Here is an 11833-nt window from a genome sequence, read left to right on the forward strand (position 1 = left end):
CTAGTTGATCGGCAGTCAGATTAAGTTCTGACATGGTGGCATTGATAATATCAAATAGCCGTTGCCGTGTTTTTTGTGGATCAATATTTTTAGGGGCGGCGTATTCTTGTATAACTATTTTATCTTTATAGCGATCAATAGCAACATTATATTCGGGTAAATCTGCATCATAAAGTCGATAACATTCAAGTTGTTCTTGAGCTGCCCATTTTTCCAGTTTTTGTTTATTTTTGCGTAACCGATTTGCAAAGTCGGCAGCCGGCACCGTTGGGTTCGTGATAGGTTGTTGAGCATCACGCTTAGCAATGGCATAATTTTTTTGTATACAGTCGAGAGGGCCATTTTTGGCTTTAAATTGTCTATCTGCTCGCATTTGTAAACAATCTAATAGTTGCGGTGCACCACTAAATAGTGATAATCGCCAACCACCAAAGTGTTGTTTAATTTGTCGACCGAGAGCAGTATGTAAAGCAATAAGTGCGGGCTCGCTTTCTAGCCGCTCGCCATAAGGTGGATTACTGATAATCATACCTGTTGTTTGCATTGGTAATGGATTAGTAAGTTGTGTTACATCTTGTAAAGCAAAGGTAATTAAATCGCCCACACCGGCTTGGATAGCATTTTGTTTGGCTCGCTCAAGTACGGTAGGATTATTATCGTAACCAATAAAAGGAATATTGGGTTTACAGGCATTATGTTTTGCTGAAAATAATAACTCATTCCATAGCGTTGGATTAAATCCTTTCCATGCAAAAAATCCCCATTGTTTGCGTTGTAATCCTGGTGGGATTTTTGACGCCATCATAGCGGTTTCAATCAGTAGCGTGCCTGAGCCACACATGGGGTCAAGCAATGGTTCATCACTCAGCCAACCTGAACGCATAATAATGGCGGCAGCAAGGGTTTCTTTTAATGGTGCTTGCCCTGTTTGCTGACGATAACCACGTTCATGTAAGCTATTGCCACTTAAATCTAAAGATAAGGTGACTCGGTTCTTATTTAAATACGCATGAAGTCGAATATCTGGATCTTGTTTAGCAACATTGGGGCGTTCGTTAGTATGGCGTAAAAAGTGATCAACAATAGCATCTTTGATCTTAAGTGCGCCATATTGACTATTGCGAATAAATTCATTAACGCCAACAAAGTTGATCACAAAAGCGTTATCGACCGCAAAAATATCTGTCCATTTAATATTAAATACACAAGAATAGAGATCTAAATCACTATAAATATCAAATTCAGCTATTGGCAACAAAATGCGTGAGGCTAAACGAGACCATAATAATGATTGATATAATGTTTTTTCATCAGCATCAAAATAAACTCCACCTTGGGTAATTTTACAGTTGGGTGAACCTATTTGTTCTAACTCTTTTTTTAATAACTCTTCAAGCCCGCGAGATGTGCTGGCAAATAGCGTTTTCATGTATAATCCACTTTACAATAAAATTGAAGGTATTATACCGACTAATTACAATAGTGGGAAATAAAGGCAACGCTTATATCTATTTTTTGTTAATCAAAATTTATTAGCTTTTGACAAAAGCGTTTAAACAAAAGGGTAAGTTATATATTTTGATTATGATTTTTTGTAGAATTAAATGCAAATTAGTTTTCATTGTCATAATAATTTTATATAAAAATATTATAAATTTAAAAGTTAAATAAAAATCTTAATATTAATTAACGATTATTATGGAAAGTAATCTAATTTTTGTTTATTACTGATGCGTAAAGTGAGAGCGGTAATCGCGATGATTAATGCAGAGCGGATCATTTGTTGATAACGATTTTGATACATAGATGACTTTAAACCATCTACAATTCCCGCCACTTTTTCATGATCTTGCTTGCGATCCCAATTAGTCGGTAAAACCATATCATGTAATAAGCTAATCGGCCCTAGGATTTCATCATCAAGATAAGTATATTTTTTTTCATCGTTGTCTAATTCATCTAAAATGGCCATGAGTAGCTCAATATCTTCAAACTCTTCGCATGTAATAATACCTAGCACATATAACAGTTTTAAACAAACTGAGGTGTCATTCAATGGTCCATTTTTACCCATTAACGAGGGGATAACAAATTTTATTGCGTGAGGTTCTTTCCGAAAGACTTTAAGAATTAATGTGTTGACATTATCATTGATTAATTTTATGGCAACAGTGAGCAAGCTGTGAATATCAGCTTGCTGGTTGAGTTTTTCTAATATCGTATCTTCTTGTAATATCGATTCTGGCATTAGGTGTTATGTAAATTGACGATTTTGCATTGTAGTATAAATTTCTTCAATTTGCTTAACAATAGAATTGTTAACATCAATCCCAGCGATTTGACAAAAAGCGTGTTTAACACCTTTTTCAGTAATGAGTTTTGCCAGTTCAACTGCTTGCTCATCATCACTATTACGATAGTTGAGAGCGGCTGCGATACCGATTAGTAAGTTAGTATTTTTAACTTGATACTCAAAAGTACCGAGTAATGGCTTAATTAAACGATCGCCAGCGCCTAATTTACGCATTGGCTGACGTCCAACACGTGAAGTATCATCATGTAAATACGGGTTTTCAAAGCGGTTTAAGATTTTTTCGATATAAGCCATGTGTTTTTGTTCATCAAAATTGTAACGTTTGATAAGGACTAAGCCGCTTTCTTCCATGGCTCCACGAACAATTAAACGAATTTTTTCGTTTAAAATTGCATCGCGAATGGTGCCAAAACCATAATAGAAACCTAAATAAGCCGTAATTGCATGACCCGTATTTAAGGTAAATAGTTTTCGTTCAACAAAAGCCATTAAATTGTCAACCGGTTGCATACCTGTAATGGTTGGAATCGGCCCCACAAACTGCGTTTCATCAACAATCCATTCTGAAAAAGTCTCTACAGTGACTTCTAAAATATCACCTGTTTTTGATGTTGCAGGTGGTACAATGCGATCCACCGCTGAATCGACAAAACCGATATGGGCATTTGTCCATTGATGAAGCTCTTTTGGTAGTGATTTGAAGATTTCTTGTTTAAATTGGCTAGTACCACGAACCATATTTTCACAAGCAATAATATTCAGTGGCTTGGTGTTGCCTTGTTGATGTCTTGCCATAATTCCTTGCGCAACACTTGAAGCAATGCGCGCTAAAATTTGCGGACCCACGGCGGTGGTGATTAAATCAACTTTGGTAATATAATCGATCACTTCACTTGAGGTGCTGTTAATTCCATCGACATTTTTGACTATTTCAGTGGTGGATTGTTCGCCAACAACATTGACTGGGTACTCACGGCGCTTAGCGATTGCAGTGATGATTTGTTCATTAATATCGGCAAATGTGACCTGTATACCAGCATCTGATAGTAATTTTCCAATAAAACCTCGCCCAATGTTACCTGCGCCAAAATGTAATGCTTGCATTATAATAATCCTTAATTAAATTTAATTTTAAAAGTGGTAATGGTTTCCCACTTGTTAAGTGGGAACGATAATTGTGGTATTAACTTAAAATAGCAAGTACCTCTTCAATACTTGTTGTGTTAACCAGTTTGGTAATAATGGCTTGATCATCAAGAGCATTAGTGAGTTTTGCAATGACATCAAGGTGTTCATTATTACGTGCAGCAATACCTATTACTATTTTCGCTTTGTCGTTGTCTTCTTCGCCAAATTGAACACCAGCTGGATATTGGCAAAATACGATGCCGGTTTTAATAACGTCATTTTTTGATTCAATAGTACCATGTGGAACAGCTATCGATTCTCCTAAATAAGTAGACGTTAATTTTTCACGTGCTAACATTGCGTCAATATAGGCTGGTGTAACATAACCATTATCGACCAATTTTTGCCCGGCAAAACGAATGGCTTCTTCTTTGTTTTTAGCGGTTAGCCCTAAAAAAATATTTTGTTCTGATAATTTAAATAGAGGTGCATTATCAGTGGATGGGTTGCTGCTAGGTATCGTTTCACTTGCTAAACTACTCGCTTGAGAACTTAAAAGATCCGCAACCAGTTGGCTATATAATTGACTGTCTAAAAAGTTAGTTAATGATATGTGATGTGCGTTTGGTGCATGTTGTTTGGCTTGATCGGTTAAGTCTTTATGCGTGATAACTATGTCAACATCATTAGGAAGGTTATTGATTGCTAAATTAGTGACCAAAATATCGAGATCGGCATCTTGTACTTTTTTGCGTAACACACCTGCTCCCATAGCACTAGAGCCCATTCCTGCATCACAAGCCACAATGATTTTTTTCACTTTAGCTAAGTCAAGTATTCCATTTGTAATACCTTTTGATTCGTTTTTCATTGCAGAAACATTCGATTTAGCATCTTCAAGACTTTTGTCTGTCTCTTTGGTTGTTTTTAATAAAATCGCAGAAACAATAAAAGTAACCGTAGTTGCAGCAATGACAGAAAAAATTACGCCAAGCATAGATGATTTTGGTGTGACAGCAAGAACGGCGATAATTGATCCGGGTGATGCAGGTGAGCTTAACCCCGCTCCAAATAATGTTAAAGTAAATACGCCTGTCATTCCACCTAAAATAACCGCAATAATAAGACGTGGATTCATTAATACATAGGGGAAGTAAATTTCATGGATCCCGCCAAAGAAGTGAATGATTGCGGCGCCACTGGCTGAACTTTTTGCTGATCCTTTACCAAAAAACATATAAGCGAGTAGTAAACCTAAGCCAGGGCCAGGGTTGGCTTCGATTAAAAAGAAAATAGATTGAGAATGTTCAGCCGCTTGTTGAATACCTAATGGTGAGAATATACCGTGGTTAATGGCATTATTTAAGAAAAGGATCTTAGCGGGTTCAATAATGATCGACGTTAAAGGTAATAAATTATGCTCAACTAAGAAATTAACGGCAATAGTTAATTTACCAGATGCAATAACGACAGCAGGACCAATTGCGAAAAAAGCAAGCAACGCAAGTAGCATACCGATAATACCCGCTGAGAAATTATTGACTAACATTTCAAAACCGCTTTTGATTTTACCGTCTACACTTTTATCAAATTGCTTTATTACCCAGCCAGCAAGAGGGCCGACGATCATAGCTCCTAAGAACATGGGAATATCTGAACCAACAATGACTCCCATTGTTGTGATTGCACCAACCACTGCACCTCGTTCACCGTGAACTAATTTACCACCAGTATAACCAATCAATAGTGGTAATAGGTAGGTAATCATCGGTCCAACTAGCTTGGCAATAGTTTCATTGGGGTACCAGCCTGTTGGAATAAAAATCGCAGTAATAAATCCCCAAGCAATAAACGCACCGATATTTGGCATTACCATATTACTTAAGAAACGCCCAAAGTTTTGAACTTTCAATTTGATATTTGAGGTTGTCATAATATTCATCTTTCCTTATTGATTGGTATAATCATTATGCAGTTATTGTAGAGGGATTTCGTTATTCGATTCATCAAAAAAAATTGATAAATGTGATGAATATCACATTGCTAATGCTATTCCATTTTTTATTTTTGTGATTAAGATCACATTTACTTGGTATAAAAAGCACAGTTTTAAGTCCAATAGACTAAAACGCATGTTTTCCTGAGAATTTTTTATAAAATAAGTGATCTTTGCCAAACTTGTTAACAAAGTCTTGCACCATGATAAAAAATCACTGAAAAACTTATTACATTAAACATTTTAGTGTTCGTTGATGTTATGTGAGAACTTTAGTTTTGATGACGATATCAAAACCATACCGTCAGTCCTCACATTTAATGTATTGGAATTTACTCCACGGTAACCGATTTAGCTAAATTTCTTGGTTGATCAACGTCGGTACCTTTAATTAATGCAACATGATAAGCGAGTAGTTGTGTGGGAACAGTGTAATAGATTGGTGCGGTAAGTTCTTCAATATGGGGTAGATTGATGATGTGCATGGTGTCATCACTGACAAAACCCGCATCTTGCTCGGCAAAGACATACAGTTGACCGCCACGCGCTCGTACTTCTTCGATATTGGATTTTAGTTTTTCTAGCATTTCGTTGGTGGGTGCCATCACAATCACTGGCATATCCGCATCAATTAATGCAAGAGGGCCATGTTTGAGTTCACCTGCAGCATAAGCTTCGGCGTGGATGTAAGAGATTTCTTTGAGTTTTAACGAAGCTTCCATAGCAATTGGATATTCATCGCCCCTCCCTAAGAATAACGCATGATGTTTATCAACAAATTGCTCTGCTAATTTTTTAATTTGTGGTTCAGACATAAGCACTTGTTCAATGCGGTTTGGCAAGGTTTGTAAGGAGTGGACAATTGCTTGCTCGGTGCTTTGTGCCATATTATTTAAACGTCCTAATTTTGCAACTAGTAGCAATAAAACCGTTAATTGTGTGGTAAAGGCTTTAGTTGATGCAACACCAATTTCAACCCCTGCTTTGGTTAATAAAACGAAATCGGCTTCACGCACGAGTGTGGATGCCGCTACATTACAGATGGCAAGGGTGCTTAAGTAATGGTTTTCTTTAGCCAACCGTAAGGCTGCGAGTGTATCTGCGGTTTCGCCTGATTGTGAAAGAGCAATAAATAGACTGTTTTTGCGACGGGCTGGGTTGCGGTAACGAAATTCTGAGGCAATTTCGACATCGCAAGGAATTCCTGCTAAGGCTTCAAACCAGTAGCGTGCTACCATACCAGCATTATAAGCGGTGCCACAGGCAACGATTTGCACATGCTCAACCTGCTTTAGTATGTTTTTTGCATTATCGCCTAGTTCTGATAACTCCACTTTACCATGCGCCATACGACCTTCAAGGGTATTTTTAATCGCATTAGGTTGTTCGTAGATCTCTTTTTGCATATAGTGACTATAGCCTGCTTTGTTACCCGCATCATATTTTGCATCAGATTCTATACGTGGCCTTGTTACTTCATGATGATTCTTGTCTAAGATTGTCACTGTGCGGTGTGTGATAAGTGCGGTATCACCTTCTTCCAAATAGATAAATTGGCGGGTGACGGGTAATAGCGCTAATTGATCTGATGCGATAAAGTTTTCGCCTACGCCACAACCAATAACTAAAGGACTGCCAGAGCGCGTTGCAACTAATATATCTGGGTTGCGCGTGTCCATAATGACTGTGCCATAAGCGCCTCGTAGTTGCGGGATAGCTTTTTGCACGGCGTCAAATAAGGAACAATCTTCGGTTGATATAATGTCATGAATTAAGTGGGCAATAACCTCGGTATCGGTTTCTGAACGGAATTGGTAGCCTTTGGCGATCAACTTTTCACGCAATGGCTCAAAATTTTCAATAATTCCATTATGCACGACAGCAATAAAGCCAGATACATGTGGGTGGGCGTTATGTTCAACTGGTTCACCATGGGTTGCCCATCGAGTATGCGCAATTCCGGTAGCTCCTTGTAGTGGATGTTTTGCAATGGCATCTTTTAGTGCTTGCACTTTGCCAACACGGCGAACGCGTTGCAGTTCGCAGTCTGATGAAATAATTGCCAGTCCTGCTGAGTCATAACCACGATATTCTAATCGTTTTAGACCTTCTAATAATATTTCAGCAACATCACGTTTGGCGATAGCTCCCACGATTCCACACATAGTTTATTCCTCGTTAGTTAACTTTGTAGGTCGTTTCCAACCAGCAAGTTGTTTTTGTTTAACTCGACTTACAACCAATTCGTTATCATTTACATTATTGGTAACGGTTGTGCCTGCTGCAATAGTTGCACCTTTACCCACTTTTACCGGTGCAATCAATTGTGTGTCAGAACCGACAAACACATCATCTTCAATAATAGTTCTAAATTTATTGGCGCCATCATAATTACAAGTGATAGTGCCTGCACCAATGTTGACATTACTGCCGATTTCGCTGTCCCCAAGGTAGCTTAAGTGCCCAGCTTTGGTGGCTTTGCCCAAATGCGCTTTTTTTAATTCAACAAAATTGCCGACATGGACTTGTTCGTCAAGTTGTGAGCCAGGTCGTAGGCGAGCAAAGGGTCCGATAGTACACTGTTTAGCGATAGTTGAATCTTCAATAATGCTATACGGGCTGATGTTTGAGTTATCATCAATCGTGCAATTTTTTAAGATACAGCCCGCACCAATAAATACGTTATTACCTAGTGTGACATTGCCTTCAATAATGACATTACAATCAATAGTGACATCTTTACCGTGCGAGAGTGTGCCTCGTAAGTCAAAGCGATTTGGATCAAGCAGTGTCACACCAGCGAGTAATAAGTGTTGAGCTTGCTGATGTTGATATCGTCGTTCTAACGTTGCCAATTGCAGGCGATTATTGACGCCTTCAACTTCAAATGGTTGTGTTGGGTGTGAGGTTAATATGTCATAACCATCTTGGTGTGCAAAAGCAATAATGTCGGTTAAGTAAAACTCTTGTTGCGCATTATTGTTGGTTAAACGAGATAACCAATTTTTCAATAATTTACCAGTAACGAGCATGATACCGGTGTTAATTTCATTGATTTTTTGTTGCTCAGGAGTAGCATCTTTTTGTTCCACAATGGCAACGACTTTGCCATTGTGACGTTCAATGCGTCCATATCCAGTTGGGTTATCGAGTATTACCGTCAATAACGCGATGCCTTGTTTTGGTTTGCTAGCAATTAAAGTTTGTAGCGTTTGAACTGATATAAGAGGTGTGTCACCATATAAAATTAAGATATCTTCATCATCTTGAATATAAGGGATAGCTTGTTGAACAGCATGGCCAGTACCGAGTTGTTCAGCTTGGTAAACCAGCTGCACATGTTGATCCTTGAGCGTTTCTTCAAGTTGTTCTTTGCCATGGCCATAAACAATATTGATGCGATTAGTATTAAGTTGTTGAACTGTATCAATAACATGTTGTAACATCGGCTTAGCGCCGATTTTATGTAAAACTTTAGGTAGGTTGGAATACATCCGTGTGCCTTTTCCTGCCGCCAAAATAATTGCACTCAGTTTTGGAGGTGAAATTGCCATAATCAGTTCCGGTCTGGTTAAATTAGCCTAATACTATAATCAAAGTTTTTAATGAAATCATCCCCAATCTTTTAATTTTTATCATAAAAAAAGTAATGTTGATATTTACCAATGAGTTTAACAAAAGAAGGAGGCAATGTTATGAATTCCGTGATGAAAGTTTTATTACTCTATACTACACATGAAAATCAGACATTTAAAATTATGCAACGCATAAAAACGCAACTTAATGGTAAATGTGATTGCGATGTTATTGAACTGCTACCCGATACTAACATCGATCTAAATCAATACCAAGCAGCTTTATTGGGTTGTTCGATTCGTTATGGGTTTTATAGCAAAGTGATGAAAGCGTTTATCGATAAGCATTATCAGCAATTAAATAATATGAAGTCTGGATTTTTTGGGGTAAATATGGTTGCGAGAAAACCCAATAAAAATACACCAGAAACAAATTTATATACCAAAAAGTTTTTAGCTAAAATAGCATGGAAACCAGCTTTTACTGCTGTTTTTGCTGGTGCGCTTTATTATCCACAATATAATTGGTTTGATCGCAATATGATCCGCTTTATTATGTGGTTAGGAAAAGGGGACACTGACGTAACAAAGCCGATGATTGAATATACTGATTGGACAAAGGTAGATGAGTTTGCCGAACAATTTTATACTTAAACACATAGTATTATGAAATACTCTTTATAAGTAAATCGATATTTTCTTAAAGTTATCAAGTGCTCAAGTTCTTTTAAATAAACTTTGTGATATAGATCAACATTTCTATTAAAAAGGTGTACAATACTGCGCCTATAGAATCTGTCTTCTAAGTGGAATTTTAATTGTGATTGAAAATTTAAGAAATATTGCCATTATTGCTCACGTTGACCATGGTAAAACGACTTTGGTTGATAAGTTATTAAAACAGTCAGGTACGTTAGATAATCTACGTGGTGACGATAACGAACGTATCATGGACTCTAATGCGCTTGAAAAAGAGCGTGGTATTACCATTTTAGCTAAAAATACCGCTATTGATTGGAATGGTTACCGAATTAATATCGTTGATACCCCAGGACATGCTGATTTTGGTGGTGAAGTGGAACGTGTTATGTCGATGGTTGATTCTGTGTTATTACTCGTTGATGCAATGGATGGACCAATGCCACAAACGCGTTTTGTAACGCAAAAAGCGTTTGCTTATGGTTTAAAACCGATTGTAGTTATCAATAAAGTCGATCGTCCAGGCGCACGCCCTGATTGGGTTGTTGATCAAGTGTTCGATCTGTTTGTTAATTTAGGGGCTACTGATGAACAGCTAGATTTTCCTATCGTTTATGCTTCAGCTTTAATGGGGATCGCCGGTTTAGATCATGAAAATATGGCTGAAGATATGACGCCATTATTTGAAGCGATTGTTAAATATGTTGAGCCTCCAAAAGTAGATTTAGACGGGCCATTCCAAATGCAAATTTCTCAACTTGATTATAATAATTATGTTGGTGTTATTGGTATTGGTCGTATTAAACGGGGTCGGGTTAAACCAAATCAACAAGTAACTATCGTTGATAGTGAAGGTAATAAACGAACTGGCAAAGTAGGGCAAGTTCTTGGCCATTTAGGACTACAACGTTATGAAGCTGAAGTTGCCGAAGCTGGCGATATTATTGCATTAACGGGCCTTGGTGAACTCGGTATCTCCGATACAATTTGTGATAATAGCTGCGTTGAAGTATTACCTGCGTTAACTGTTGATGAACCAACTGTAACTATGTTCTTTAATGTCAATAGCTCACCATTTGCGGGTAAAGAGGGTAAATATGTCACTTCTCGTCAAATTCTTGAGCGTTTAAATAAAGAGCTTGTCCATAATGTTGCACTTCGTGTTGAAGAAACGCCAGATCCCGATGCCTTTAGAGTCTCTGGTCGTGGTGAATTGCATTTGTCAGTACTGATCGAAAATATGCGCCGTGAAGGTTATGAGCTAGGGGTTTCTCGTCCTAAAGTTATCTTTAGAGAAATCGATGGTAAAAAACAAGAGCCATTCGAACAAGTTACGCTTGATATTGAAGAACAGCATCAAGGTTCTGTGATGGAAGCACTTGGTTTACGTAAAGGTGACCTAACAAACATGCTACCAGATGGTAAAGGTCGCGTACGTTTAGATTATGTCATTCCAAGCCGTGGTCTTATCGGTTTTAGAACTGAATTTATGACCATGACCTCAGGTACCGGTTTGCTTTATTCTACCTTTAGTCATTACGATGATGTTCGCCCAGGCGAAATTGGTCAACGTAATAATGGCGTAATGATTTCAAACGGTACAGGTAAAGCATTGGCTTATGCACTATATGGCTTGCAAGACCGTGGTAAATTATTCCTAGGTCATGGTGCCGAAGTTTATGAAGGTCAAATTATTGGTATTCATACTCGCTCAAACGATTTAACGGTTAACTGTCTAACCGGTAAAAAATTAACCAATATGCGAGCATCAGGTACCGATGAAGCAACAACACTTTCACCACCAATCAAAATGTCATTAGAACAAGCATTAGAGTTTATTGATGATGATGAATTAGTGGAAGTGACGCCATTATCTATCCGTTTACGTAAACGTCATTTAACCGAAAATGACCGTAAACGTGCGTTTAGAAGTGGTAATAAAGACTAATTAGTATTAATGCTATCGTAATACGAAAACCTCGCTATTTAGCGAGGTCAGATTGATGACAAACCTCGATATAATTCGGGGTTTATTTTTTTATTTAAACCATAAATAGGATTTTTAATTTGGATTTTATTAAATAAATTAAAAAATAGCCTAAAAAAACGTAACAAAAATAG

The 11833-nt window shown here is 37.6% G+C and carries 8 protein-coding genes; 2 read left to right on the forward strand and 6 right to left on the reverse strand.

Annotation, left to right across the window (positions count from 1 at the left end):
- The 6 genes from rlmKL to glmU form a co-directional block, all read right to left on the reverse strand.
- On the reverse strand, positions 1 to 1429 hold a 1429-nt coding region (rlmKL, locus tag A9G41_RS02890), incomplete at its 3' end, for a bifunctional 23S rRNA (guanine(2069)-N(7))-methyltransferase RlmK/23S rRNA (guanine(2445)-N(2))-methyltransferase RlmL (RefSeq protein WP_065582073.1).
- A 267-nt stretch (positions 1430 to 1696) separates the two neighbouring features.
- Positions 1697 to 2248 carry an MltR family transcriptional regulator gene (locus A9G41_RS02895; protein WP_065582074.1) on the reverse strand — a complete coding sequence of 184 codons (552 nt, stop codon included), beginning with the start codon at positions 2246 to 2248 and terminating at the stop codon, positions 1697 to 1699.
- Positions 2249 to 2254: 6 nt separating this feature from the next.
- Positions 2255 to 3418, reverse strand: coding sequence for a mannitol-1-phosphate 5-dehydrogenase (locus A9G41_RS02900; protein ID WP_065582075.1), 1164 nt, complete (start codon positions 3416 to 3418; stop codon positions 2255 to 2257).
- A gap of 79 nt (positions 3419 to 3497) precedes the next feature.
- A complete protein-coding gene (locus tag A9G41_RS02905) occupies positions 3498 to 5375 on the reverse strand; it encodes a PTS mannitol transporter subunit IICBA (protein ID WP_065582079.1) in 1878 nt (625 codons plus the stop codon).
- A 395-nt stretch (positions 5376 to 5770) separates the two neighbouring features.
- Complete coding sequence (glmS, locus tag A9G41_RS02910) at positions 5771 to 7603, reverse strand: glutamine--fructose-6-phosphate transaminase (isomerizing) (protein ID WP_075539316.1); 1833 nt, start codon at positions 7601 to 7603, stop codon at positions 5771 to 5773.
- A gap of 3 nt (positions 7604 to 7606) precedes the next feature.
- Positions 7607 to 8992 carry a bifunctional UDP-N-acetylglucosamine diphosphorylase/glucosamine-1-phosphate N-acetyltransferase GlmU gene (gene glmU / locus A9G41_RS02915; RefSeq protein WP_065582077.1) on the reverse strand — a complete coding sequence of 462 codons (1386 nt, stop codon included), beginning with the start codon at positions 8990 to 8992 and terminating at the stop codon, positions 7607 to 7609.
- 141 nt (positions 8993 to 9133) lie between these two features.
- On the opposite strand from glmU, the gene hemG reads away from it, so the two are divergent.
- Positions 9134 to 9667: a menaquinone-dependent protoporphyrinogen IX dehydrogenase gene (gene hemG, locus A9G41_RS02920; RefSeq protein WP_218057938.1), complete on the forward strand. Its 534-nt coding sequence runs from the start codon at positions 9134 to 9136 to the stop codon at positions 9665 to 9667.
- A 166-nt stretch (positions 9668 to 9833) separates the two neighbouring features.
- Positions 9834 to 11660, forward strand: coding sequence for a ribosome-dependent GTPase TypA (gene typA / locus A9G41_RS02925; protein ID WP_065582078.1), 1827 nt, complete (start codon positions 9834 to 9836; stop codon positions 11658 to 11660).
- Positions 11661 to 11833 lie beyond the last annotated feature (173 nt).

The organism is Gilliamella sp. Nev5-1, assembly GCF_001690895.1.
In the GTDB taxonomy this organism is placed as follows: domain Bacteria; phylum Pseudomonadota; class Gammaproteobacteria; order Enterobacterales; family Orbaceae; genus Gilliamella; species Gilliamella apicola_C.

Excerpts from the sequence above, each read along its gene's own strand:
- glmS (WP_075539316.1), bottom strand. The coding sequence starts at position 7,603 with ATGTGTGGAATCGTGGGAGCTATCGCCAAACGTGATGTTGCTGAAATA.
- glmU (WP_065582077.1), bottom strand. The coding sequence starts at position 8,992 with ATGGCAATTTCACCTCCAAAACTGAGTGCAATTATTTTGGCGGCAGGA.
- A9G41_RS02905 (WP_065582079.1), bottom strand. The coding sequence starts at position 5,375 with ATGACAACCTCAAATATCAAATTGAAAGTTCAAAACTTTGGGCGTTTC.
- A9G41_RS02900 (WP_065582075.1), bottom strand. The coding sequence starts at position 3,418 with ATGCAAGCATTACATTTTGGCGCAGGTAACATTGGGCGAGGTTTTATT.
- hemG (WP_218057938.1), top strand. The coding sequence starts at position 9,134 with ATGAATTCCGTGATGAAAGTTTTATTACTCTATACTACACATGAAAAT.
- A9G41_RS02895 (WP_065582074.1), bottom strand. The coding sequence starts at position 2,248 with ATGCCAGAATCGATATTACAAGAAGATACGATATTAGAAAAACTCAAC.